The sequence below is a fragment of the Spongiibacter taiwanensis genome (assembly GCF_023702635.1).
Classification (GTDB): domain Bacteria; phylum Pseudomonadota; class Gammaproteobacteria; order Pseudomonadales; family Spongiibacteraceae; genus Spongiibacter; species Spongiibacter taiwanensis.
In genome coordinates this window covers 1,678,142-1,703,619 of sequence record NZ_CP098455.1, presented here as the reverse complement: position 1 = coordinate 1,703,619, position 25,478 = coordinate 1,678,142, and the positions used below count along the sequence as shown (strand labels likewise).

The 25,478-nt window shown below is 57.7% G+C and carries 22 protein-coding genes and 1 pseudogene; 4 read left to right on the top strand and 19 right to left on the bottom strand.

All coding sequences use genetic code 11. The features are described from left to right. The first annotated feature begins 7 nt into the window (after window positions 1-7). Window positions 8-1,762, top strand: coding sequence for a sugar phosphorylase (locus tag NCG89_RS07885; protein ID WP_251089202.1), 1,755 nt, complete (start codon window positions 8-10; stop codon window positions 1,760-1,762). A gap of 501 nt (window positions 1,763-2,263) precedes the next feature. Here NCG89_RS07885 and acs read toward each other — a convergent pair. From acs to dksA, 12 genes are all read right to left on the bottom strand, one after another. Beyond that, entirely contained in the window at window positions 2,264-4,201 is a 1,938-nt protein-coding gene (acs, locus tag NCG89_RS07880) for an acetate--CoA ligase (RefSeq protein WP_251089201.1), read from the bottom strand. 218 nt (window positions 4,202-4,419) lie between these two features. Next, on the bottom strand, window positions 4,420-4,800 hold the full coding sequence (panD, locus tag NCG89_RS07875) for an aspartate 1-decarboxylase (RefSeq protein ID WP_251089200.1): 381 nt from the start codon (window positions 4,798-4,800) through the stop codon (window positions 4,420-4,422). A gap of 35 nt (window positions 4,801-4,835) precedes the next feature. Beyond that, on the bottom strand, window positions 4,836-5,720 hold the full coding sequence (panC, locus tag NCG89_RS07870) for a pantoate--beta-alanine ligase (protein ID WP_251089199.1): 885 nt from the start codon (window positions 5,718-5,720) through the stop codon (window positions 4,836-4,838). 273 nt (window positions 5,721-5,993) lie between these two features. After that, on the bottom strand, window positions 5,994-6,785 hold the full coding sequence (panB, locus tag NCG89_RS07865) for a 3-methyl-2-oxobutanoate hydroxymethyltransferase (RefSeq protein WP_251089198.1): 792 nt from the start codon (window positions 6,783-6,785) through the stop codon (window positions 5,994-5,996). Window positions 6,786-6,802: 17 nt separating this feature from the next. Then, on the bottom strand, window positions 6,803-7,483 hold the full coding sequence (locus NCG89_RS07860) for a deoxynucleoside kinase (RefSeq protein ID WP_251089197.1): 681 nt from the start codon (window positions 7,481-7,483) through the stop codon (window positions 6,803-6,805). Continuing rightward, complete coding sequence (folK, locus tag NCG89_RS07855; protein WP_251089196.1) at window positions 7,480-7,956, bottom strand: 2-amino-4-hydroxy-6-hydroxymethyldihydropteridine diphosphokinase; 477 nt, start codon at window positions 7,954-7,956, stop codon at window positions 7,480-7,482. The genes NCG89_RS07860 and folK overlap by 4 nt, the downstream gene beginning before the upstream one ends. Next, window positions 7,953-9,329 (bottom strand): polynucleotide adenylyltransferase PcnB, encoded by a 1,377-nt coding sequence (gene pcnB, locus NCG89_RS07850; protein ID WP_251089195.1) that lies wholly within the window; start codon window positions 9,327-9,329, stop codon window positions 7,953-7,955. The genes folK and pcnB overlap by 4 nt, the downstream gene beginning before the upstream one ends. Before the next feature lie 361 nt (window positions 9,330-9,690). Then, a complete protein-coding gene (locus NCG89_RS07845) occupies window positions 9,691-11,115 on the bottom strand; it encodes a sigma-54-dependent transcriptional regulator (RefSeq protein ID WP_251089194.1) in 1,425 nt (474 codons plus the stop codon). Between the two features lie 89 nt (window positions 11,116-11,204). Continuing rightward, window positions 11,205-14,183 (bottom strand): ATP-binding protein, encoded by a 2,979-nt coding sequence (locus NCG89_RS07840; RefSeq protein ID WP_251089193.1) that lies wholly within the window; start codon window positions 14,181-14,183, stop codon window positions 11,205-11,207. Continuing rightward, complete coding sequence (locus NCG89_RS07835; RefSeq protein WP_251089192.1) at window positions 14,173-14,349, bottom strand: hypothetical protein; 177 nt, start codon at window positions 14,347-14,349, stop codon at window positions 14,173-14,175. Before NCG89_RS07835 ends, NCG89_RS07840 begins: the two co-directional genes overlap by 11 nt. A gap of 161 nt (window positions 14,350-14,510) precedes the next feature. Further along, the gene (gene gluQRS / locus NCG89_RS07830) at window positions 14,511-15,401 is read right to left on the bottom strand and encodes a tRNA glutamyl-Q(34) synthetase GluQRS (RefSeq protein WP_251089191.1); all 891 of its coding nucleotides are present in this window, start codon (window positions 15,399-15,401) and stop codon (window positions 14,511-14,513) included. 59 nt (window positions 15,402-15,460) lie between these two features. Then, window positions 15,461-15,898 carry an RNA polymerase-binding protein DksA gene (gene dksA, locus NCG89_RS07825; RefSeq protein ID WP_251089190.1) on the bottom strand — a complete coding sequence of 146 codons (438 nt, stop codon included), beginning with the start codon at window positions 15,896-15,898 and terminating at the stop codon, window positions 15,461-15,463. A 218-nt stretch (window positions 15,899-16,116) separates the two neighbouring features. Between dksA and NCG89_RS07820 the strand changes: the two genes are divergently transcribed. Continuing rightward, the gene (locus NCG89_RS07820) at window positions 16,117-17,277 is read left to right on the top strand and encodes a pyridoxal phosphate-dependent aminotransferase (RefSeq protein ID WP_251089189.1); all 1,161 of its coding nucleotides are present in this window, start codon (window positions 16,117-16,119) and stop codon (window positions 17,275-17,277) included. 6 nt (window positions 17,278-17,283) lie between these two features. Here NCG89_RS07820 and NCG89_RS07815 read toward each other — a convergent pair whose 3' ends face one another. After that, complete coding sequence (locus tag NCG89_RS07815; protein ID WP_251089188.1) at window positions 17,284-17,697, bottom strand: group III truncated hemoglobin; 414 nt, start codon at window positions 17,695-17,697, stop codon at window positions 17,284-17,286. 122 nt (window positions 17,698-17,819) lie between these two features. On the opposite strand from NCG89_RS07815, the gene NCG89_RS07810 reads away from it, so the two are divergent. Continuing rightward, entirely contained in the window at window positions 17,820-18,410 is a 591-nt protein-coding gene (locus NCG89_RS07810; RefSeq protein ID WP_251089187.1) for an NUDIX hydrolase, read from the top strand. 10 nt (window positions 18,411-18,420) lie between these two features. On the opposite strand, the gene NCG89_RS07805 is transcribed toward NCG89_RS07810, so the two are convergent. From NCG89_RS07805 to hemJ, 6 genes and pseudogenes are all read right to left on the bottom strand, one after another. Continuing rightward, window positions 18,421-19,083: a hypothetical protein gene (locus tag NCG89_RS07805; protein WP_251089186.1), complete on the bottom strand. Its 663-nt coding sequence runs from the start codon at window positions 19,081-19,083 to the stop codon at window positions 18,421-18,423. Window positions 19,084-19,199: 116 nt separating this feature from the next. Next, the gene (locus tag NCG89_RS07800; protein WP_251089185.1) at window positions 19,200-19,946 is read right to left on the bottom strand and encodes a TIGR04219 family outer membrane beta-barrel protein; all 747 of its coding nucleotides are present in this window, start codon (window positions 19,944-19,946) and stop codon (window positions 19,200-19,202) included. Between the two features lie 73 nt (window positions 19,947-20,019). Beyond that, window positions 20,020-21,030: a porphobilinogen synthase gene (hemB, locus tag NCG89_RS07795; RefSeq protein ID WP_251089184.1), complete on the bottom strand. Its 1,011-nt coding sequence runs from the start codon at window positions 21,028-21,030 to the stop codon at window positions 20,020-20,022. Window positions 21,031-21,040: 10 nt separating this feature from the next. Next, a complete protein-coding gene (gene hemL / locus NCG89_RS07790) occupies window positions 21,041-22,321 on the bottom strand; it encodes a glutamate-1-semialdehyde 2,1-aminomutase (protein WP_251089183.1) in 1,281 nt (426 codons plus the stop codon). Between the two features lie 47 nt (window positions 22,322-22,368). Further along, window positions 22,369-23,307: pseudogene (locus NCG89_RS07785) on the bottom strand (alanine:cation symporter family protein). 130 nt (window positions 23,308-23,437) lie between these two features. After that, window positions 23,438-23,860, bottom strand: coding sequence for a protoporphyrinogen oxidase HemJ (hemJ, locus tag NCG89_RS07780; protein ID WP_251089182.1), 423 nt, complete (start codon window positions 23,858-23,860; stop codon window positions 23,438-23,440). Between the two features lie 172 nt (window positions 23,861-24,032). On the opposite strand from hemJ, the gene NCG89_RS07775 reads away from it, so the two are divergent. Then, window positions 24,033-25,466 (top strand): chloride channel protein, encoded by a 1,434-nt coding sequence (locus tag NCG89_RS07775; protein ID WP_251089181.1) that lies wholly within the window; start codon window positions 24,033-24,035, stop codon window positions 25,464-25,466. Window positions 25,467-25,478: the final 12 nt, after the last annotated feature.

Here is a 25,478-nt window from a genome sequence, read left to right as displayed (position 1 = left end):
ATTGCTGATGGATAGTACCCCCCAAGCTCATCTGCGCCAGCGACTGCTGACCCATTTGCAGGTGATGTATCCCGAGTGGGATCAGGCCCAGTTGGCCGAAGAGATCATCGCCCTGATGTACCTTGATCAGCGCTGCTTTCGGCCCGAATCCCATCGTAATCTGTGGGATGAAAGCAGCGTCATGGTCATCAGTTATGGCGACTCGATCCTGCGTGAAGGGGAGTGGCCGCTACACACTTTGCACGATTTTTTGCGCAAGGAGTTGAAGGGCTTGATCAGCGGCGTACACATTCTGCCCTTTTACCCTTACAGCTCCGATGACGGCTTTTCGGTGATCAACTACGTGGAGGTGAATCCGTCGCTGGGTGAGTGGCAGGATATCAGTGCCATTGCCCGGGATTTTGATTTGATGGCGGATTTGGTGATCAATCATTGCTCCAGCCGTAGCCAGTGGTTTGAAAACTTTAAACAGCGAAAATCGCCCGGCATTGATTACTTTGTGGAGGCCGACCCCTCGCTGGATTATTCTGCGGTTGTGCGCCCCCGCACCAGTCCACTGTTGGCCGAAGTGCAGACCCTGGACGGTAAACGTCATGTCTGGTGCACGTTCAGTCACGATCAGGTGGACGTTAATTTTCAGAACCCCCAGGTGCTGCTGGAATTTATCCGCATCGTGCGTCATTACCTTGATCAGGGGGTGAAGATCTTTCGCCTGGATGCAGTGGCCTTTTTGTGGAAGGTGCCCGGCACGACCTGCCTGAATTTGGATGAAACCCATGAGGCGGTGCGGCTGTTGCGCACAGTGATCGAGCATGCCGCGCCCGACGCCATTCTTATTACTGAGACCAACATTCCGCTAAGAGAAAACCTCGCCTACTTCGGCAACGCGAACGAAGCCCATCTGGTTTATAACTTCTCGTTGCCGCCGCTGCTGCTTAATACACTGGTTAGTGGCAGTTGCCGGGCGCTCAAGTCTTGGATGATGGGCATGCCGGCGGCTCAGGATGGCACCACGTATTTTAATTTTATTGCCTCCCACGATGGCATTGGTTTGCGCCCGGCGGAGGGTTTGCTCAGTGACGAAGAGCTTGCCGCGCTGGTTGCGCTGATGCAGCAGAGCGGTGGCCGCATTTCCTGGCGGGCACTGGGCAGTGGTGAAAACCGCCCCTACGAAATCAATATCAGTCTGTTTGATGCTATGCGCCGCAGTATGAGCGGGGGCGAGGACGGCTTTCAGGAGGCGCGCTTTCTGTGCGCTCATGCGCTGATGCTGGCAATCCAGGGGCTGCCAGCATTTTATATTCACAGCCTGCTGGCAACGGAAAACGATGAGAATAAAGTGCTGCATACCAGTCACAACCGTTCCATCAATCGCCATCAGTGGCAGCTGGATTCGCTGGAAGAAAAGCTGAATTCAGACACTCACCACCGGCGAATTTTCGCCGAGTTAAAGCAGCTAATCGCCCTCCGGTCTAAGCAGCCCGCCTTTCACCCCAATGCCTCCCAGTATCCATTGCACCTCGGTGATAGCGTGTTTGGCATTCGGCGTGAAACGCGCAGCCGGGATGAGCGGGCGCCACAAATTGTGCTGGCGCTCTATAACGTCACCGGTGAAGTGCAGCGCATTCCAATGGCGGAGCTTAACCTGGAAGAGGGACAACACTGGCGAGATCTGTTTACCGGCGCCGACGTTGTTGGTGACGAGGGTTACCTGCGGTTGCCGGCCTACGCCTATTGCTGGCTAGAGGCGCGCAGCAACTGAGCGGTGTCGGGCTGGCCACTGATCTTAGCGTTTTGGCTTTGGAACGGTTCAGGGGGGCAGGGGCTTTGAAGAGCGGAGTGAGTCTGGCGTCTGACGCGGTGCCTCTGGAGGATTCCAGCCCGGACGCGTCTTTTTGCGATCCGGAATCTAGCGGGGTTTAAACATGGGAGCAGCTGGGCCCCGGCTCGGAGGCCGGGGTGACGATGAATAGAGATTGGCGTTGAAATAAAAAAGTGCGCTAAAGGCTTGACGTGCGCAGGCGCCAAATCATGCTTTTCCAGCGTCCAGCGTCCAGCGTCCAGCGTCCAGCGTCCAGCGTCCAGCGTCCAGCGTCCAGCGTCCAGCGTCCAGCGTCCAGCGTCCAGCGTCCAGCGTCCAGCGTCCAGCGTCCAGCGTCCAGCGTCCAGCGTCCAGCGTCCAGCGTCCAGCGTCCAGCGTCCAGCGTCCAGCGTCCAGCGTCCAGCGTCCAGCGTCCAGCGTCCAGCGTCCAGCGTCTAGCGTCTAGCGGTTATGCCGCCGCTCAATCAGATCCTCGACAACCGATGGATCAGCCAGTGTGGAGGTGTCACCGAGGCTGTCCAGCTCATTGGCCGCGATTTTGCGCAGAATGCGGCGCATGATTTTCCCCGACCGGGTTTTGGGTAGTCCCGGCGCCCATTGGATCAAATCGGGCTTGGCGATGGGGCCAATTTCCTTCACGCACAATGCGGTGAGCTCTTTAATCAGTGCGTCATCCCCCTGGGCATCGTGCATCAGGGTGACGTAGGCGTAAATGCCCTGGCCCTTCACATCGTGGGGGTAGCCGACCACCGCGGCCTCGGCGACTTTGTCGTGCAAGACCAGGGCGCTCTCTACTTCGGCGGTGCCCATGCGGTGACCGGAAATGTTGAGCACGTCATCGACCCGACCAGTAATCCAGTAGTCGCCATCGGCATCCCGGCGGGCGCCGTCACCGGTGAAGTAGTAGCCTTTGTAGGCGCTGAAATAGGTGTCGATCATGCGCTGATGGTCACCGTAAACGCTGCGAATCTGGCTCGGCCAGGAGCGTTTGATAACCAGCAGCCCCTCGCCCGGGCCGTCAATCTCTTTGCCGTCGGTATCCAGCAGGGCGGGTTCCACGCCAAAGAAGGGCTTGGTTGCCGCGCCGGCCTTCATCGGTGTTGCGCCCGGAAGGGGCGTGAGCATATGGGCGCCGGTTTCAGTTTGCCACCAGGTATCAACAATGGGGCAGCGGCTATCGCCCACCACCCGGAAATACCACTCCCAGGCTTCTGGGTTGATCGGCTCCCCCACGCTGCCCAGCAGGCGCAGACTGTCTCGCTTGCTGCCGGTGACAAACTCGTCGCCAGCGCCCATCAAGGCGCGAATCGCGGTGGGTGCGGTGTAAAAGGTGTTTACCTGATGTTTATCAACCACTTGCCAGCAGCGGGAAGCATCGGGGTAGGTCGGCACACCTTCGAATAATAAGGTGGTGGCGCCATTGGCGAGGGGGCCGTACACAATATAACTGTGACCCGTGACCCAGCCCACATCGGCAGTGCACCAGAAGACCTCGCTATCTTTGTAGTCGAACACATACTTGTGGGTCATGGCGGCCTGGAGTAAATACCCGCCGCTGGTGTGCATTACCCCCTTCGGCTTTCCGGTTGAGCCGGAGGTGTAGAGGATAAACAGCGGGGCCTCGCTGGGCATCGGCGTGGGCGGGCAATCCGGGCTCGCTTCGGCGCAGGCGTCGTGATACCAAATGTCGCGTTTGTTATCCCAATTTACCGCGCCGCCGGTGCGTTTTACGACTAGGCAACTGGTGATACTGGGGCATTCGGCCAGGGCCTTGTCTGCATTGGCTTTTAGTGGAATGGTCTTGCCGCCTCGGACGCCTTCGTCGGCGGTGATCAGCATTTTGCACTCGGCATTTTGAATGCGGTCTTTTAGTGCCTCCGGCGAAAAGCCGCCGAACACCACCGAGTGAATGGCGCCAATGCGGGCGCAAGCAAGCATGGCATAGGCGGCTTCGGGGATCATTGGCATATAGATACACACCCGGTCGCCTTGGCTCACTCCCTGGGATTTGAGCACATTGGACAGGCGGCAAACGGCGTCGTGTAGCTCCCGGTAGCTGATGTGACTGCTGTCGTCGGGGTTGTCGCCCTCCCAGATAATCGCAGTCTGGTCGGCCCGTGTTTCCAGGTGCCGGTCAATGCAGTTGTAGGCTACGTTCAGGGAGGCACCATCAAACCAGCTCGCTTCGCCCTTGGTAAAGTCGTAGTCGCAGACGGTATTCCACGGCTGGTCCCAGCTCAGAAATTGCTTAGCCTGCTCGCTCCAGAACGCGTCGGGTTGCTCAATGGATTGCTGATACAGGCGGGCATAGTCATCGGCGTTGATATGGGCCTGGGCGGCAAAGTCGGCAAAGACTGGGTGAATGTGTACTTCGCTCATAGCTTGGGCTCTCCAAATTGTTATCGTTGCGGGAGATTTCTGGCGATGGCCGCCCTTGGCAACCACCGGGATGATGCCAGCATAGCGAGTCAGCAGAGGGGATAGAAGGGCTTATAGACCAAAGTCTGAGAGGAAAGGCAAACGATATGGCGGCCGGAAATGGGCCGGACAAAAACACAAAACCCCGCCGCAGCGGGGTTTCGGCAGTACCAGAACGCTTAGGCCACTTGGACCGGAATGGCGTTGCTTGAGTGACTGACGGTGTTGTCGGGATTCATATAAATCAGGCGTGGCTTGAAGTTGATCAATTCCGCCTCGGTGTAGCTGGCATAGGCGCAGATAATAATGGTGTCATCCACGTTGGCCTTATGCGCGGCAGCACCATTGATAGAAATAATGCCGCTGTGGTCTTCGCCGCGAATAGCGTAGGTGGTGAAACGCTCGCCATTGGTGACGTTGTAAATTTGGATTTGCTCGAACTCGCGGATTCCCGACATGTCGAGTAATTTGCCATCGATCGCACACGAGCCTTCGTAGTCCAACACGGCGTGGGTGACTCGGGCTTTGTGAAGCTTCGCTTTCAGCATGACAGACTGCATAACGCTGTTCCTTTATATCACTTGCTGGCCATAAATCAGTTAGCGGCCAGCATTCCCCAATCGGAGCTGGGGTTTACATTCAGGGTGACATTGTCGATGAGACGCGTGCCCCCCAATTTTGCTGCGGCGAGAATAACGATCTCTTCGGTGTCGAGAGTTATTTCCCGCAGGGTGCGGGCGTCGCAAATAGAAAAGTAGTCGGGTTCGAAGCCGCGCGCCCGCAATTTGGCCTGGGCGTGAAGCTCCAGATCGCTGTAGCTATCATAGCCGCAGGCGATGGCGTCCCGGCACTCCCGCAAGATCTTGTGCAGAGCCGGTGCCTGGTTGCGCTGGCGGTCATTTAGGTAGCCGTTGCGAGAGCTCAGCGCGAGGCCATCGTCCGCTCTGGCTGTGGCAACCCCCACGATGGTGATGGGCATGCACAGGTCGCTGACCATCTTGCGGATGATGCTGAGCTGCTGGAAGTCTTTTTGGCCAAATACTGCATACTCGGGCTGGACGATGTTGAACAGCTTGCTCACTATCGTTGATACGCCGTCAAAATGGCCGGGACGGCTGGCACCACAATGGGTTTCGGAAAGTGCTGGAACAGCCACTTTAGTGTGGACGGCCATGCCCTCGGGGTAAATTTCTTCCACCGTCGGCAGAAACAGGAACTGGGTGCCTTCGGCAAACAGCTTCTCTTTATCTGCGGCGATCGTGCGGGGATAGGTGCTCAGGTCTTCATTGGCACCAAACTGCAGCGGGTTAACAAAGATGCTGACGACAACCACGTCGGCAAGTTGGCGCGCGCGCCGGACCAGCTGAAGGTGACCGTCGTGAAGGTTGCCCATGGTAGGCACGAAAGCAACGCTTTTGCCGGCCCGCTTTGCAGCGAGCAGGGCGGCGCGGAGTGACGCGGCTGTGCTGTACGTTTTCATACCACCTAACTTCCCAATCTCATACTTCGCCAAGTTTTGCGAAGGCAGTTTGCTGTGAAGTCAGTCCGCGCACACCGCGGGCTGGCGACCAAAACACTGGCTGATCAGAGGGCAATTTCGACGCCCACATTGTTCATAATCTGATCAGACTGGCCAGTGGCGGGCAAGTATGCCGGAATCAGAATACCGGTTCAATGCCTCGTCGGCAAAAAAATTACCGCATTGTTACCTAGGTGTTTGTTCCTATCGGTAACGGCATTGCAATTCAGCAACTTAGCTGAATGTGTGCTCATCGGCGGGGAAGCTGCGCTCTTCTACGGCGTTTTTGTAGCGAACCAGGGCGTCTTCGATGCTGCTGGCGCCGTCGGCGAAGTTGCGTACAAACTTGGCGGTTTTCTCGGTAACGCCGAGCAGGTCATGGAGGACTAACACCTGGGCATCGGTGACGTTGCCGGCACCGATGCCAATAACGGGAATGCTCAGCGTCTCGCTGATCTGGGCGGCCAGTTTTTGAGGCACGCACTCGAGCACCAGCAATGAGGCGCCGGCCTGCTCCAGTGCCAGGGCATCTCGCAGCATGGCCTCGGCCTTGTCGTCTTCCCGTCCCTGAACGCGGTAGCCGCCCAGCAGGTTGACGGATTGGGGTGTGAGCCCCAGGTGCCCGCACACCGGGATACCCGCGCGATTCAGTTTTACGATGCTGTCGCACAGCCAGCTGCCGCCCTCCAGCTTCACCATGGCGGCGCCCGCTTGCATCAGCGTGGTTGCATGGCGCAGGCAGTCGTTTTCAGTGTTGTAACTACCAAAGGGCAGGTCGGTGATGATCAGCGGTTGTTGCACGGCTCGCGCAACACAGCGGGTGTGGTAGGCCATTTCCTCGACACTGACGGGCAAGGTGGACTCGTGGCCCTGCACCACCATGCCCAGGGAGTCGCCCACCAAAATGGCGTCGATGCCGGCTTTCTCCACCAGCTTGGCAAAGCCGGCGTCGTAACAGGTGATGACGGCAAAGGCTTGCTTCGCCTGCTTCTTCTTCAGCAGGGAGGGGATGCTTACCTGACTCATAGGGGCCTCGAAGTCGCTCAGAAAAAAGTCGGATTGAAATAATGCCTGCCGCTGCGCAGATTGAGCAAGTAATCCAGCAGCTTCCGGTACTCATCGTCATTGTTGGCAAAATCAATATCGCTGGCATTGATGATGACCAGGGGTGCCCCGTCGTACTCGTGAAAAAACTGGCTGTAGGCTTCGTTCACCCTTTCGAGATAGCCGGGGCTGATGTCCTGCTCGAAGCCGATGGCGCGGCGGGCAATCCGTTCTTTCAATACCTTGACCGGGGCTTGTAGATAGATGACCAGGTCGGGTTGGGGCAAATCCACCGACAATTGTTGGTACACCTTCTGGTAGAGGTCGAGTTCGTTCGGGTCCAGCGTCAGCGCGGCGAACAGGGGGTCTTTCTGAAACAGAAAGTCGGTTACGCAGGTTTGCGTAAACAGATTCCGCTGGCGCAGATCGGCGATCTGCTGGGCGCGCTGAAACAGAAAGAACAGTTGGGTTGCCAGGGCGGCGTTGGCCCGGTTGGCATAGAACCGCTCCAGAAAGGGATTCTCCTCGGCTTTTTCCAGCATCAGCTCGCCATCCAGGGAGGCGGCAAGCTTGTGGGCGAGGGTGGTTTTGCCCACGCCGATGGGGCCCTCGATGGCGACGAATCGCGGCGCCGATGTAGCGCTCAGGATCGGCTCATTGAGTAGGTGTCTGCTGGTCATTGGGGCGAAATCAGCCAGAGGGTGTTTGCGGCCAGGTAGTCTAACGCTGGTGCCATTTCGATGCCAGGTGGTGTCGCGCCGAGGTCGGCAAGGGGGGCCAGTACAAAGGGGCGGTCAGCTATGCGGGGGTGGGGCAGGACCAGGTCGCTGGTGTTTTCCTGCCGATCGCCAAACATCAACAGATCGAGATCCAGCGTCCGTGGCCCCCAGTGGATATTTCGGCGGCGGCCATGGTCGGCCTCGATGCGCTGCAGGTGGGTGAGCAGCTCCCGTGGTTCAAGCGTAGTTTCCAGTTTTACCGCAGCATTTATGTAGTCGTTTTGGGTGCCGGGGCCAACGGCTGTGGAGCCGTACAGGCGGGAACGGGTCAAAAGCCGACTTTGCGGCAGTGCCGCAAGTGCAGTGATGCCACTTTGGATCTGGGCTTTGGGGTTGTCGAGGTTGCTGCCCAAACCGATAAAGCAAGGGGTCATTGGGGAGGTCTGGGAGCGCTGCTGCGCCGGCGTCTGCGGCGGGGGCGCTTGCGCGCTTCTGGTTGTCCCGGCTTGAGCATGGCACTGCGGGTTTCGGGATGGCTCTCCTGAAAGGCAATCCACCATTGGCCGAGGCCGGTGGGAATCTCGCCTGCTTGTTCGCGCAGCAGCAGGAAGTCGAATCCGGCGCGGAAATAACGGTGCTCCAGGAGTTGTTCGGCCCGTTTGCCGCTGCGCTTTTGTAGGCGGAACTGTAATTCCCAGATATCGCGCATTGGTAGCGAGAAGCGTTTTGGAATCGCCACGGTTTGCTGCTGTTTGTGCAAGACCCGCTCTGCGGCCTGGTGCAGGGCGGGAATCTCGGGCACGCCGGAGGCCATGATATCCGCCTGCAGAGTGTGTACCGCGGGCCACAATAGCACGGCGTAGATATAAGCAGGGGTGACGGGTTTGTCTTCGGCAATTCGGGCATCTGTATTGCTAAGCCCCTGCTGGATCAAGGCTTCGGCACCATGCACCTGCTTGTTCAGCATGGCCTGGGTGGCCGGAAACATGGGGGCAAACAGGTGGTAGCGCTGCAATAGGGCATAGGTTTGCAAGCCGTTACCCGACATCAGGAGCTTCAGTACTTCATCAAACAGTCGGGCCGGGGCGATATCTTTGAGCAGCGGCGCCAACTCGGGGATCGGTGCTTCGGTTTCGGCTTCAATGTCAAAATCCAGTTTTGCCGCAAAGCGAATGACTCGCAGCATGCGAACCGGATCTTCCCGGTAGCGCGTTGCCGGGTCGCCAATGACGCGAATCAGGCGGTCATTGAGGTCCTGCAGGCCACCGACATAGTCGTGAACGGAGAAGTCCCGAGTGGTGTAATAAAGGGCGTTGATGGTCAGGTCGCGGCGCTCGGCGTCTTCCGTAACCGATCCGTAAATATTGTCGCGCAGCAGCATACCGGATTCGCTGCGGGCAGACTGATGCTTGCTCTCTTTCTCGGTGTGATTGCCTCTGAAGGTGGTGACTTCAATGACTTCCCGGCCGAAGCGAACATGAACAATTTTGAAGCGACGGCCAATGATGCGGCTGTTGCGGAACAGGTCCCGGACCTGCTCCGGGGTGGCATCGGTTGCAATGTCGAAGTCTTTGGGTTGGCCGCCAAGCAAAATATCCCGCACGCCGCCGCCGACCAGAAAGGCGTCAAAATTTGCCTGGTTCAGCCGGTTCATCACTTTTAGTGCGTTATCACTGATAATGCGTCGGGAAATGATGTGCTCATCCCGGGGCACGACAATATGGTTTCTAACGGCACTGCGTTTAGAAGACTTGGGTAGCTTGTCGGTGAGCTTTTTCCACAGCCCGGCTACGGAGCTTGATGTCATTGTGAGGGTGCTTTGCCTTTTTCAGAAGGCGGGGATTTTAACATAGGGTGAAGGTATGTGCTGCGGGAAGGTTTTGCAATTTTCCAGACCCTAGAAATGAAGAAGGGGAAAACATTGTCTTCCCCACCCAGGTCTTTTTATTGCTCTCTTATTTTTATTTTTCTCAGTTTGTTATTTTTATTAGTCATGTCTTATTGTTTTTTGAACGTATAAAAGCATTTGCTGTGCCAGGTTTTTAAATTTCTTTATTTTCAGGTGGTTAGCGAAATTTTGGTATTTCTGGAAGCGGATTTGAATGTGAATTTGTTACCGATATAAACGGCATTCGTTACAGTGGGCAGGAATAGGTAACGCTCTGGCGCTAGCTGCCAGAGCGTGCACTGGATTTCTTGCGAGGGATGCCGAGACGCTGACGGCGCTCCCACAGACACTTTCTACTGACTCCCAGTTTTTGGGCCAGTTCCGTCTCGCTCATGGAGTCCTGGTGCTCGAGAACGAAGTGTTGGAAGTAATCCTCCAGTGACAAGTCCTCGTTGGGGTCGGTGGCGCGGCCCCGCTGGCGAGGGGGCTCCTTCTTGCTGGTATCGCGGTTTTGGCGATTAATGGGTTCGGGCTGGCGGCCCCGAATCTGGTTGATGTCTACCAGCTCCAGATCAATATCGAGCAGTTCGTTGTCGATCTCCTCGCCGTCACACAGAATCACCGCGCGCTCTACTGCATTTTCGAGCTCGCGAATGTTGCCGGGCCACACATAGGTGGTGATGGCCTGTATCGTTTTTGGGCTGAAGTGCATAGGTGGTTTGCCTAGCGCTTCACAGCGCCGGTGGAGCAGGGTTTCGGCGATTTCCAGAATATCCTTGCCTCGTTCCCGCAGCGGTGGCAACTCGAGCTTCATCACATTGATTCGGTAGTAAAGGTCTTCTCGAAAGCGCCCGGCCTGGGCCATTTCTTTGAGATTGCGGTGAGTCGCGCAAACCAGCCTGACATTCACTTTGCTGGACTCCACCGCACCAATACGGCGAATCTCATCTTCTTGAATGAAGCGCAGTAAGCGGGCCTGGGCCTCCAGTGGCAGCTCGCCGATTTCATCCAGAAACAGGGTGCCACCATCGGCGGCTTCGATCAGACCGATGCGGTTGGCATTAGCGCCGGTAAAGGCCCCCTTCTCATAACCAAACAGCTCAGACTCGATCAGCGTTTCGGGGATGGCCGCGCAGTTAACACAGACAATCGGCTTGCCCGCCCGGTCGCTTTGCTCGTGAATGGCCCGGGCAACCAACTCTTTACCCGTGCCGGTTTCGCCGTGAATGAGCACGGTGGCGCTGGTGGGTGCGACCCGCTCAATGCGCTCGTATACCCGGCGCATGGCCGGACAGCCACCAATCATACCGCTGCGATTGGCAGTGGTTTTGGATGGGCGGGCGGGGCGCTGGGTGCCGCTGTTGGTCTGAATGATGCGAGCGACGGTATCGAGCATCTCGTCGTGGTCAAAGGGCTTTGCGATGTAGTCGATGGCGCCCATCTTCATAGTGTCGACGGCGGACTTGAGGCTGGCGTAGCTGGTCATGATCAACACCGGCGATTCGGTTTTGTTGATCAGTTCGGTGCCCTGGGCGCCGGGCAGGCGGAGGTCGCTGATGATTAAGTCGTAGTGGTTCAGGCTCTCAGAGGTCAGCGCTTCTTTGACAGAGATGGCCTCGTCGACCGTGTAGCCATTGCGCTCCAGTAATCGCCGCAATGCAAGACGGATAACATCCTCATCTTCGACGATCATAATTCGTGCCATGCCCTTCTCCCGATCTACCGTGCTTGGGTTACCACTGAGCCGAACAACATAACCGTTCCCCGACGAATTTTCTAGATTGACCGCCCCTGTCAGCTGGGCTGGGATGCCGGGCTGCCTGGGGTCGCCAACGGCATGTGGATGTGAATCCGGGTGCCGATATTTCCCTGATCTGCAACCGGGCTCTCGATAGTAATCTCCCCGCCCAGATCACGAATGATGCTGTACACCAAGGCCAGGCCCAGGCCGGTGCCTTTGCCCGGTTCTTTCGTGGTGAAAAAGGGTTCGAAAATGCGCTCTTTCAGCGCGTCATCGATGCCGTGACCCCGGTCGGCAATGGTGATGTGGGCCATTTGCGAGTCGGTGCTTTCGGCAGCGGTGACGGTAATCATGCCATCGAGGGGGCTCGCGTCCCGGGCGTTTGACAGCAGGTTGACAAAGACCTGAAGCAGGCGCTGGGCATCGCCCATTACCCACACCTCGTCGGCGCAATCGTTGTTGTAGTGAATCTGGTGGGCGGCGCTGTCCAGTTGCAGAAGCTGCATGGCTTCGCTGACCGAGTGGCGAATATTGACGGCTTCAATAGCCTGGGTGGGATCTTCCCTGCCAGTGTGAGCGAAGTTCACCAGACTGCGCACAATGCTGGTAATGCGCTGGGTCTGCTTGATGATTTGCGATGCGGTCTCGAGGCTTTCCGGGTTGTCGGTATCGTAGCGTAGATTCTGGGCGAGGGAGGCGATACCCGTGACTGGGTTGCCAATTTCGTGGGCGACCCCTGCAGCTAAGCGACCGATGGAGGCCAGCCGCTCCTGGTGGGCGAGTTCATTTTCCAGCAACTGGTTTTCGGTAACGTCCTCTACCACGACGATCTTTTCGTCCCGGCCCATGATTCCGGACTCGGTTTTGTGAAGGTTGAGCCAGCGCATGCCGGCGTCGGTTTCCAGGCTGCGCTTGCTCCAGTGTAAGTCCTCGCTGACGAAGAAGGCTTTGAGCAGGGTTGCCCAGCTGTGTGGCAAGCCGCTGAGGTGGGAGCCGGTGATATCGCCGCCGCGAACGTGGGTGATCTCGGACATGGACATATTCCAGAGCAGTATCTCCTGGTCTTGTCCCAGTGCGCACACCCCAATCGGCAGGTTTTCCAGGGTCTCCCGGTGGTAGCGCCGCAAGCTGTCGAGGTCGGCGGCCAGGCCGGTCAGGTGGCTTTGATATTGTTCCAGGCGCTCCTCGATATAGTTGATGTCCTCACTCTCTCCCATCAGGTTTTCGGTATAGGGGAGGGTTCGGTCAATGACCCGGCGGGCGCTGGACGGGCCAATCAGCGCGGACAGGTTCACTTCGATGCGGTCACGAATTCGCCGCAGTGCGTAGGGGCGCGTTTCAGACTCGCGCAGGTTGAGCTCCTCAAGGGCGCGATCGAATTCTTGATTGGCCGCACTTTCACCGAGAATTTGCTGTAGTCGCAATTTCATTTGTCGGGCGTCATGAAGGTTAAGCGACTGGCGGCTGGGTCGGTTAAGGTCATCCAGGGTACAGGCCTCGGCGGCGCTGCGTTCTTCGGCGGGGGTTTCGGTGAAACTCGAGACCAGTAGAAAAACGAGAGCGTTGCAGACCAGTGACAGGGTCGCAACGGTAATCCAGTGCTGCTCCGGTGGTAGCTCAAACACATTGAAGTAGCGAGTGAATACCCCTTCCACGCCGGCGAGCATGGGTAGCAGTAAACCGACGGCCCAGATACCGAAGCCTACGCAAAGGCCGCTGATAAAGCCGGTCCGGTTGGCGGAGGGCCAGTACAGAATGGCGACGATAGCCGGTAAAAACTGACTGCCGCCACTGAGGGAAATCATCAGCAGTTCGGTCAGCGATTCCTGGCTGGGAAGCAAATTGTAAAACAGATAGGCCACTAAAATGATGGCGGCAATTAACAGCTGGCGCGTCCACAGCAGCCAGCGATAAATATCGACCTCCTGGCCAGGGGGGCGGTAGACCGGCAGCACCAAATGGTTGAGGCTCATGGAGGCCAGGGCGAGTGTGGCAACAATAATGACCCCGCTACCCGCCGAGACGCCACCGAGGTAGGCGGCGATAACCAGCTGGGGATTTTCTAGATGCAGTGGGATGCCGAGGGTGAAGTAATCCGTGGGCACCGAAAGGCCGGCGGCTTGCCCGGCCCACAGAATCGGCAATATTGGTAGGCTCATCAGCAACAGAAACAGGGGGAGCGCCCAGCTTGCGGTGGTCAGGTTGCCGCTGCGGGAGTTTTCGGTGAAAAGCATGTGAAACAGGTGGGGCATGCACACCGCTGCTGCAAAGAACATAACCAAAATCAGCCGTTGAGCGTTGGCCTGGGTTTTGGTGTTCAGGTCGGTCAAGGCTGAAGGGTGGTTGATCAACCAGTCCTGCATTTCGCTGAGGCCGCCAAAAATGGACCAGACGGCGGCTGCGCCCAACATCAGCATGGCGAGCAGTTTCACCAGCGATTCGAACGCCATACTCACTACCAGTCCTTGGTGACTGTCTTTGTGAGTCAGGCTGCGCGATCCAAACAGAATGGTGAAAATGGTGATCAGGACGCAGAAGGTAAAGGCGCCCACTTCACGGACGGAAAACAGGTCGAGGAAGAGGTCTCCCTGGTTGCCTAACAGTTCGGTGGAGTCGGCCACCGTACGAATTTGGATGGCAAGCAGGGGCAGAACAGACGCTGCCATAAACATCGTGACCAGCGAGCCCGCGAGCTGGCTGCGAAAGCGAAAGCTCAATAAGTCGGCTAGGGAGTTGAGCCGGTAGGTTTTGCAGATGCGGTGCAGGGGCGCCAGCAGCACTGGCAGCAGCACCATCGCCGCTGAAATGCCAATGTAGTAGTTGAGAAAGGCATAGCCATAGTGCTGGGCAAAACCGACTGCGCCGTAGATGGCGAAACTGCTGGCATACACCCCGAGGGACAGGACATAGACCAGTGGGTTGCGACTCAGCCATTCCGGCAGGAGTTGGCGCTCTGCCGCGTAGGCGATGCCGAATAACAGCAGCAGGTAGCCGACGCCAATCAGGAATAAGGCATTGATATCAAAGGTCATCGTTTCGCCGCTGTCGTTGGCTGAGGTAGACGAAGCCGATAGTCACTAGCCAGATCAGATGGTAGCGGTACCAGGCTGCGCCACCATCCTGCAGCCATTGGCCCAGGGCTGGGGCAAAAACGAAGGCGAAACTGACCAGCAAAAGAAGGGATGACTGTATTTGCATGCTCGCTGGGTCGCACTTTGGTGAGGCGGAAATGGTACTGGAGCCAGTGTAAAACTGCAAAAGCCACAGGCAAACCGCGGTTTGAGGCTTTCTAGCTGGCGCCACTTGATGGTCGCCAGCGGAGTCGCGTGGTAGGTGGAGGGGTGATGGGGGCGGCGGTGTCAGGGAACGAGAATTTCCTTTTGATGTGGAATGGCATCCGGCTGCCAGCGCTGAGCGGCCCAGTTGAGGATGTCGGTTGGCTGCTGCAGTTCTGCAGGCGGGGGTGTTTGCCCCAAATAGGCGAGGCAGCGGCGCAGATTATCACTCGGCTGGGTGTCATCAATGGCAGGAGCGCCCCGTTGTTTGCTGAGTTTCTCGCCAACCTGTCCGGCCAGTACGGGGATATGTAAATATCGCGGCGCAGGTGCGCCGAGTCGTTCCTGCAAATACAGCTGGGTGGGCGTTGCGTCGAGAAGGTCGATGCCACGAACGATGTCGGTAATGCCGCTGTGCATATCATCGACGACCGCCGCCAGATGGTAGGCGTAGAGTCCGTCCCGTCTTCTCAGGATGGGATCGCCGCCTACCTGGCGTAGATTCTCACTTTGAGAGCCTTGTAATCGGTCGACAAACTGAATGTGCCGGTCTGCGACTTTTAGTCGAAGCGCGGCGTTTCCCGGCTGGGGGGGCGCAATGCAGGAAAGTTGATGGATGCCGTGAAAGGGGGCCAGTTGCCGCCGGGAGCAACTGCACTCAAACAAATCGCCTTGCAGGCGCAGTTGGTTCAATGCCTGATCAAAGTTCTCACTGTGTTTGCTCTGCCAGATGATGTCGCCCTGCCAATGCAATCCGTGTTGCTGCAGGCTCTGAATGATTGCCTGGCTGGCGCCTGCTATTTCGCGGGGAGGGTCAATGTCTTCTATTCGCAGTAGCCATGTGCCCTGATGGGCGGCGGCGTCGAGGTAGCTGGCCAATGCGGCTAAGAGCGAGCCCAGATGAAGGGGGCCGCTGGGAGAGGGGGCAAATCTCCCGATGTAATGCGGAGTGGGACGGGAACCAGTAGCAGGCATGGCCTTCCGTGAAGTACATCGATCGGGCGAGGCGCCGCTCGCCCGATCAGTGGATGGGCTTAACCTCGTTCCTGGCGCTCTTTGATCTCATCCAGGGTTTTGCAGTCGATGCACAGAGTGGCTGTCGGGCGAGCCTCTAGACGCTTGATCCCGATTTCTACCCCACAAGTGTCGCAGAAGCCGTAATCATCCTCGTCGATAAGGTCGAGGGTGGCGTCAATTTTCTTGATCAGCTTGCGCTCGCGATCCCGGGTGCGAAGTTCCAGGCTGAACTCTTCTTCTTGGGTCGCTCGATCCGCCGGGTCTGGGAAGTTGGCGGCCTCGTCCTTCATGTGGCTGACCGTGCGGTCAACTTCTTGCATCAGCTCGGATTTCCACGAGTAAAGAATCTGCCGAAAATGATTCTTTTGGTCCTCGTTCATATAGGCTTCACCCTTCTTCGCAACGTAGGGGGTGAAGGTCTTTAAGCTCTCAGTTTCTTTTTGCTTTGCAGCCATGGGTGGCCCTCATTTATACAAGCCTTTTAACCGCATACTGCGGACTTGCCGGTGGCGCTATGCCACCAAACGGGCAAAACTACCAGATAAATGCACGCCACGCCATACGAAATTGGCAGACGCCGATTCCAACGGCTTAACGGCTACTGTCGGGCCCGGTAGGCGTGCCTTTGGGGCCTTGCTATCATCTCGGCGAATTCGTTTAGTGGAGGTCTACTGTGACCCTGAGTTTTGCCCCCCGGGTTGCCGAGATTCAGCCGTTTCGGGTTGTCGAGGTATTGACGCGAGCCAAGCAGCTTGAGGCAGCAGGGCGCGATATTGTTCACATGGCGGCGGGGGAGCCGGACTTTGCCACCGCCGAGCCTATCGTCGATGCCGCGGTGGCGGCCATGCGAGCGGGGTTGACCAAATACACCCCCGCAGCGGGCATTCCCGAATTACGGCAGGCCATTTCGGACTACTACCGCAGCGACTACCAGCTGGATATTTCGCCTGAGCGGATTGTGGTGACGGCCGGAGCTTCCGGCGCGCTAATGTTGCTCGCCTGCCTATTGGCGGCGCCGGGTGATGGGGTGTTGATGGCCGACCCCGGCTATCCCTGTAATCGCCAGTTTTTTCGTATGGTTGAGGCGCAGGCTCAGCTGGTGCCGGTGGGGCCCGAGCAGCGCTACCAGCTGACGGGGTCGATGGCGGACGACCATTGGCAGGTCAACACCCGAGGGGTGATTGTGGCATCCCCTGCAAATCCCACGGGTGAGGTGCTAAGCCGTGAACAGCTCGTCGGTTTGTCTGAGGTGTGTGCGGCGCGGCAGGGCTTTTTGATTGTGGATGAGATTTACCACGGTCTGAGCTATGACGGTGCTGCGCCGAGTGTGTTGTCAGTGAGCGATGACGCCTTTGTGATTAACAGTTTTTCCAAGTACTTCGGCATGACGGGCTGGCGTTTGGGGTGGATTGTTGCGCCACCAGAGGCCGCTGTTGAGTTGGAGAAGATTGCTCAGAACCTGTTCATCTCCCCGCCGACTGTGGCGCAGTATGCCGCGCTGGCGGCTTTTGCACCGCAAACCCGGGTGGTACTCGATCAGCGTCGTGCGGAGTTTGCGCGTCGGCGAGACTTCCTCTTTCCCGCCTTGACGGACCTGGGATTTGCGATTCCGCATAAGCCGGCCGGGGCATTTTATCTCTATGCTGGTATCGATCATTTCAACATGACCACCCAGGCCATGTGCATGAGTTTGTTGGAGGAGCACGGCATTGCTATCACGCCGGGCATCGACTTTGGTGACCATATGGCTCAGCAGCATGTCCGGTTTTCATACACAACCGGTATGCCGCAATTGGAGGAAGGGGTAGAGAGGTTGCGCCGAATCTATGGATGAAGCAGCTCAGCGGGCCGGGGTATAAGTCCCCTGGGGCTCACCCAATGTGGTGTCTTTATTGCTCAGCGCGGTCGCCATTGAGTTGACGATCGCCCGTGCCCGATGTTTCGCGGCCTCGGCGGTAGGGCCGGAAAAGTATTGATCGACACTGCTCTCAAAGAGAAAGAGCCAGCGCTGAAAGTGGTGGGGCGTGATGGCAGTGTGCCGATGAATGGCCAAATGGGTTTCAAAAGTTCTCCCCTGGTAGCCCAGCTTGCCGAGCAGTTGCACCTCCCAAAAATCGCAGACTTTGGGCAGGTGTTTTTCCAGGTCGAACTCAACCACCTGGGTGAAGTAAAACCCGATGATGTCGTCAGCTAAGACCCGTTGGTAGAAGTCCCTCAGCAGGTGCTCGAGGTGTTTTCGCTCGGTGATATCCATCGCTATTTTCGCGCGCCGGAGTGGATGGGGAGGGAGGTGTTATGGGCTCAGGTTACCGCGCCCAATTGGCAAATGCTATGATCAGGGGTTGTTGTAGAGGTCAGTGCTGTACTGGCGCGAATGTGAGTTGGGGTTGTGGTTTGCAGTCGGTAATCGAAAAGCTGGGAAAATACCGGTCGCGCCGGCGGTGGTGGCGACGCTGGGTGAAGCGCTCGGCAGTGGCTATTGTGCTGCGCGAACGGGATGGGCAGACCCAGGTATTGATGATCAAGCGCGCGGAGCGTGTGGGCGATCCCTGGTCTGGCCATATGGCGTTCCCCGGCGGGCGAATGGATCCCGGTGACCGAACAGGCTTGCGCACGGCAATGCGAGAAACTCACGAGGAAATCGGCATTCAGTTGGAGAAGGCAGGCAGCTGCATCGGGCGCCTTTCAGACATTGTTAGTCGGCCGCACTCTGGGCGGCGGCCAATGGTGGTTACCCCCTATGTCTTTCATCTCCATACCCCGGTTGGCATAGAAACCAATCATGAGGTTGCCGAAGCGTTGTGGGTGCCCATGACGTATTTGCAGGCCCTGGAAAATCGGCAAACAATGCAGTTTCGTCGGGCGGGGGTGTCGATGGACCTACCCTGTTATGACTTTCAGGGTAAGCGCATATGGGGAATGTCCCTGCGCATGCTCGACGAGCTGATGGCGTTAATTCAGTCGTAGGGACGATGGGCTATTCCGCCAGGTTCTGAATTTCTTCCAGGTCTAAGGGCCCATCTTGCCGATGCTTTTGTTGAAGGAAGATGCGCGTGTCATTCATGAGCTCGCGGGCTTTTGGCTGGGGCTTTTGGGCCTCTTTGAGCCGGGCATCGCCAAGCTCGCCATCCATCCATTGCAAAAAGAGCGATGCCAGAATGGGTGATTTCTTGCTATCGAGGTATTGCCAGCGGGCGCCATCGACAATGTTGCCTGACACGGTGCCCCCTTTGACCTCTAGCCAATAGACGCCGCAGCTGGGCAGGTAAAAGTCCTCGACCCGGCCAAAGCTGATATTGGGGCGAAAGGGGTCGAAACCGTCCTCTGGCAGCTCGCGAATTTTGGTCAGTGCCATAATCCAGGTGCTGCCGGGCGGGAACTCATCAACCTCGGGGCGGCACAGGTCGTCCTTCTTTCCCCAGATTCTGAGGGTGTCCCGGTAATCTGTTCCCTTGAGAATGTCCAGAACGCTTAGGTCCAGGCTATTGCCTTGGCGTTCGGTGACGGCGCCAACAACGACCAGGTCTGCGTCGGGATAAACCGATTTGAACGGCCCTTGCCAGAGACACTCGCAGGCGCTTGCGGTGCCATGCAGGCAGAGCAGCATCACGAACAGAAGGTAGCGGCAGGCAGCGGTCATATCAGATGAAGCTAGCTGGGATCAGGGTGGGCAGGATAAAAGGTCGGGGAAAGGCTTGTAAAGCCAGAGAGGGCTGCGGCGGGCTCTATTGCCAAGCCGCAGCAAACTGCCAGGCCTTAAATGTCGATGACCACGCCGAGATAGAGGCCGTCGATGGTCAGCCCCGCTTCTTCATCGCCATCTTCCAGGCTCACATCGAAGGTACGGTAGTTCAGCTCAATGGCGGCAATACCCACTTCATAGCCGATGCCAACAGTGAAATCGGTGACGCCATCGCCGCTGTAGGAGATCAGGTTGCCAACTGCTGAGGCGTAAAGGCCCGTGAAGGGCAGATCAAAGCGGGCATTGGCATAGGCCATGGGCAGCGGCGCATCCAGGTCCAGGGTGCCTTCCCGGCCGGCGGCTTGCAGTCTAACTTCGCCATCAAATACGCGGATGGACATACCCACGTCCAAGTTTACCCAATTGTCGAGAATCTCGTAGTACAGGGTGACATCGGTGTGGCCGAGGTCGGTGGTGGAGGAAATATCGTCACCAGCGGTGTAGGTATCGCCTTCGAAGTTGAAGTCTCGCGTCAGGGTATTGCGCTCGGAAATTTCCATCTCGGTGCGCTGCAGGCGCACGTTTGGCAGGATGGGTACGGGGTGCTCCAAGGCGACAAAGAAGCTGTTGCCGCTGTCATCGTCGTAACCCAAGTCCCGGGTGACATCAATTTCGTCGCTGTCATTGGGGCCGGAGCGCACGTCACCGTCCCAGCTTTGTTTCCATACATAGGCGCCAGCGGTCATGCCGATAATATCGGCCTGCGCCCCGGCGGCAGCAACCGAACTGAGCAGCGCGGCGGCAAGTAGCTTTTTGTGCATTGTCTTCCCCTTGCTTGGTGGTGTGATATTAGTATTAAAAAGACAATAGTGACTTAGTGGGGGCGGGTAAAGCCTATCGTCCCAGTAATATTGCCATCTGCTTGGCAAAGTAAGTGAGAATGCCATCGGCGCCGGCGCGCTTAAATGCCAACAGTGATTCCAGCATAACGGTATCGCGGTCCAGCCAGCCTTTTTCAAATGCAGCGCAATGCATCGCGTACTCACCACTGACTTGATAGGCATAGGTGGGAACGGCCAGTTCATCTTTTACTCGCCGGATAATATCGAGGTAGGGCATGCCGGGCTTGACCATGATCATGTCGGCGCCCTCGGCGATATCCAGGGCGCATTCATGTAGGGCTTCGTCGCTGTTGGCGGGGTCCATTTGGTAGCTGTATTTATTGCCGCCGCCCAGGTTTCCTGCTGAGCCCACCGCGTCTCTGAAAGGCCCGTAATAACTTGAGGCATATTTCGCCGAGTAGGCGAGGATTCTGGTGTTCACATGGCTGGCGGATTCCAGGGTTTGGCGAATGGCGCCAATGCGGCCGTCCATCATGTCTGAGGGCGCGACCACGTCGGCACCGGCATCGGCCTGGGCCAGGGCTTGGCGCTGCAATGTCTCAACAGTGCGATCATTCAGCACGTAGCCGTTTTCGTCGATGATGCCGTCCTGGCCGTGAAGGGTGTAGGGGTCCAGGGCCACGTCGGTGATCACCCCGAGTTCGGGGGCAGCATCTTTTACTGCTTTTATTGCTTGCTGGGCCAGTCCGTCGGGGTTGTAAGCCTCTTCGGCGCCAAGGGATTTTTTATTGGCGCTGACTACCGGAAACAGCGCAATCGCGGGAATGCCAAGCTCCGCCAGCACCTTGGCCTCATCCGCTAACAGATCCAGGCTCAGCCGCTCGATGCCTGGCATGGAGCCCACCGGCTGGCGGGTATCCTGACCTTCGCAGACAAACATGGGATAGATCAGGTCATCGACGGTGAGGGCGTTTTCTCGCATCAATCGCCGACTGAAATCGCTGGCTCGCATCCGCCGCATTCTGGTGGCGGGAAAGGGGCCTCGGTGCAGGGATTTGTTCATGGCGTTCTCGTCACAGGGTTTTGAAAACCGCTTCGGCGGCATCCAGGGTGGCTTGGATATCAGCATCGCTGTGGGCTGCAGAGAGAAAGCCCGCTTCGTAACAGGCCGGCGCCAGATAAACGCCGTGCTCCAGCATACCGTGGAAGAAACGATTGAAGCGTCCGATATTGCCGGCCATGACTTGCTGATAGTTACAGACTTTTTCCTCTTCCGTGAAAAAGACGCCAAACATGGTGCCAACATGGTTGCTGGTCATGGCGATGCCAGCAGCGTCCGCCCGTTGGCGAAGCCCCTGAACCAAGGCATCGGTTTTTGCAAAGATCGGTTCGTAAAATCCGGGCTGGCGAATCTGCTCGATCATCGCCAGACCGGCGGCCATGGCCACCGGGTTGCCCGACAGTGTACCGGCTTGATAAACCGGGCCGCTGGGTGCCAATTGAGACATCACCTCTGCGCGGCCGCCAAAGGCCGCCACCGGCATGCCGCCGCCGATGACTTTGCCCAGGCAGGTAATGTCCGCGGTGACGCCGTAATAGCCCTGTGCGCCAGCCAGGCCCAGGCGAAAACCGGTCATGACCTCGTCAATAATCAGCAGGCTGCCAGCCTCGTCGCAGCATTGGCGCAGACATTCCAGAAAACCGGGGATAGGCGGCACGCAATTCATATTGCCGGCCACGGGTTCGACAATCACGCAGGCGACCTGGTCGCCGATTTCGGCGAATGCCTGTTTGACGCCGTCAATATCGTTGTAGCTCAGGGTCACGGTGTGCTCGGCCAGTGCCGCGGGCACCCCGGGGGAGCTCGGCACGCCAAAGGTCAGTGCACCCGAGCCGGCTTTAATGAGCAGTGAGTCAGAGTGACCGTGATAACAGCCCTCGAACTTGATGATTTTGTCTCTGCCGGTGGCGCCCCGGGCCAAGCGAATGGCGCTCATCGTGGCCTCGGTGCCCGAGTTGACCATGCGCACCATGTCCATGCCGGGCACGATGTCGCAGAGGGTGTCGGCCATGCGGGTTTCAATTTCGGTGGGCGCGCCAAAGCTCAAGCCGTTTTGTAACTGTTCGGTGACCGCCTTGATAACCGCGGGATGGGCGTGGCCCAGAAGCATTGGTCCCCATGACAAGACATAGTCAGTGTAGCGCTTGCCATCGGCATCGAAGATGTAGGGCCCCTGGGCCTTTTCAATAAAGCGTGGGGTTCCGCCAACCGCTTTAAATGCGCGAACGGGCGAATTGACGCCGCCGGGAATATGTCGCTGGGCGGCCTGAAACAGAGCTTCGTTGCGGGACATGCTGACTCCTGACTTTTTGCGAGGGCTCATTATCCCGACAAAGGTCGTTACTGGCCATCCCCGTCGGCAGAGAAGTAAGCCTGCCGAGCGCGATTGACCCGCGGGGCCAGCAGCAGGGTTGAAACCATGGTGGGGATCGCCATCATGCCGTACATGCCAATCACCAGGCCGTTAACCAATTCCAGGGAGACCGTCGCTCCGGCGATGATTAACAGCAGGTAGGCGGGGGTGTAATAGCGCTGACGATGGGCGCCTAATAAAAAGCCGGTGCATTTGGCGCCGTAGAACCAGAATGACACGATGGTGCTGAAGCTGAGCAGCCCCACCATGATCAGCAACAAAATATCGCCGGTTTTGGGAAATACCTGAGCGATGGCGTTTGCGGTGAGAGTGACCCCGGTCACGCCGTCGGTGCTCTGCCAGGTGCCGGTCAGGAGGATGATCAGAGCGGTACAGGTGCACATGAGCAGGGTGTCGATGACTGGGCCCAGCATGGCCACCAGGCCTTCGCGAATGGGCTAGTCGGTTCGAGCTGCGCCGTGGGCCATGGATTCGGTGCCGATCCCTGCTTCGTTAGAGAAGGCGCCCCGGCGCACGCCGATCATGATGGTGCTGCCGAGGGTGCCGTCAACAACCGCCTGACCGGAAAATGCGTCGCTGACAATCAGGGCGGTTAACCACATCCAAAACACCGCGCCGGGACCGACGGTGCTGATCGTAATCGCGACACCGGCAATATTGCCCAGCCCCAAGGTGCTCGATAGCGCGGTGGATAAAGCCTGGGCGTGGGACACATGGCCCGGGTCCTGCGGCCGGTCGAACTTGCTGCGCAAGAAGTTAATGGCATGAGGGAAGTAGCGAAAGCAGGCTAGTCGAGAGTAACAGGTCAGAAACAGACCGCCGCCCACCAGCAGAACCACCGTGGGGGCGCTCCATATAAAATCTGCAAACCCGTTCAGGGCAGATTCCAGGATGCTCAGTGACATTTCAGCGCCCGGCTCCGCGGGACGGCCCTACGGTAAGGCGCGCTGCAGCCTCTCGTCTTCGACATGTCATGGCGGCTAAGCTTATCCGTCTGGCGGCTGTCATTCGAATTGCCAGTCGGCCACCCGGTGCTTAAAAGGGTTTAACCACCACGAGAATGACAATGCCCACCAGTGCCAGCACCGGGGCCTCATTAAACCAGCGGTAAAATACGTGGCTGCGGCGATTGGTATCGTTGGCGAACTGACGTAGCAGTCGGCCGCAGACATGATGGTATGCAATCAACAGTACGACCAGGCCAATTTTGGCGTGGAACCAACCGGCCGAAAGGTAATAGTCTGGTGCCAGTGCAACCATCCACGCTCCCAGAATCAGGGTAATGAGTGCAGAGGGGTTGGCAATACCACGGTATAGTTTGCGCTCCATCACCTTGAAGCGCTCCCGGCTGGTCAGGTCTTCAGCCATCGCGTGATAGACAAACAATCTCGGTAAGTAAAACAGTGCCGCAAACCAGCAGACCACGGCAATAATGTGAAAGGCTTTCAGCCAGAGCATGGCGCGCTTCCTTGAGTGATCAATAATGCTCAGCGGTTCGGGCGCTACCCGCGGGGCACTGGGGCAGGGCGGTAAAATAGCATACAATGCGTGCTTTGCCTTCGTGGGCGCCGCCCACTCGTCGTTATTTGAATCGTCTCCGCAATTCTCCTTTGACAGGACACTGGCAGCAATGAGCCCAGAAGTACGCACCCGTGCGAGGCGGCGGCTGCGGTTATGGTGGTTACTCAGTCATCGCCGCACCCGTCGCCAGCTCGGTACCCTCGAAGATTGGAAAACACGCCTGGTGTTCTGGGTGGGGGCGCTGACGGTCGGGTTGGTGATTCAGGGTTTTGCCTGGCTTTCGGAAGAGAGCTTTGAGGTTTTTCATCAGGTTTTTCAGCGCTATCCGTGGCATTTTTTGTGGATCACGCCGCTGGGTTTGATGACCATCGTTGCAATTATGAATCGTGGCGGCAAAGCTGCCAAAGGCAGCGGTATTCCCCAGGTACTTTTGGTTCACAAGCAGAGCTATCACTGGCTTAGAGAGAGTTTTCTTTCGCTTCGGGTTGCGCTGCTCAAGGTCTTCTTAACCTGCTTCGGGTTGCTGGTGGGCGCGACGGTTGGCCGCGAGGGTCCCAGTGTCCACGTGGGCGCCGCGCTGATGTACAAGTTTGGTGTCTGGGCGAAGCTGAAGCGGCGGCAGGTTGAGAGTGGCTTGATCGTGGCAGGTGGTGCCGCGGGGGTATCGGCGGCATTTAATGCCCCGTTGGCCGGGATCGTGTTTGCGGTAGAAGAACTGCAGCAGTCGATGGAAGCGCGCAGCTCGGGGACCTTGATTCTGGCCATTATCCTTTCTGGGGTGGTGGTGCTGGCGTTTGCCGGGCACTACAGTTACTTCGGCGTGCCCGATGTCAGCGCCATGAGCTTTGATCACTATCCCTATTTGATTATTACCAGCTTATTCTGCGGGTTGTTGGGCGGCCTGTTCAGTTTTGCGCTGGTTGAGGGAAACCGAGCTATTGCGCCACTTATCGCCAGGGCGCCGATGCGGGTTGCCCTGGTGATTGGCCTGATATTGGCCGCCATGGGCATCGCCTCGGGTGGACTCACCATGGGAAGTGGTTATCTGGAAGCCAAGTCGCTGCTGGCGGGCGAAACCGAGGGAAGTTGGTACACTGCTTTTGGGAAAATTGCGGCGACCGCGCTGACCTACCTGAGCGGCATTCCAGGTGGGATTTTTTCCCCCAGCCTGGCCTCTGGTGCTGAGCTGGGTGCTGCCATGGGGGCGCTGTTTAGCGATGTGTCGCCAGTGGCACTAATTTTGGTGGGTATGGCCAGTTACTTTGCCGGTGTGGTGCAGCGACCAGTGACCGCTTTTGTGATTGTGTTGGAGCTCACCGGCAATAATCATGATATTTTGCCGGCCTTGATGGTGGGGGCATTGGTGGGTTCAGTGGTATCCAAATTGGTGATGCCGGAGCCGATTTACCATGTGCTTGCCCGGGACCTGCTGCGGGGGTGGGAAGCCATGATGAAACCCCGTGAGCCGGAAGCGGGTCAGAGCAGTAGCGATGCGGCGGCGCTGGAGCGAACCGGCCCCCAGGTCTTGGATCGAGATAAATGAAACCCTCAGGTG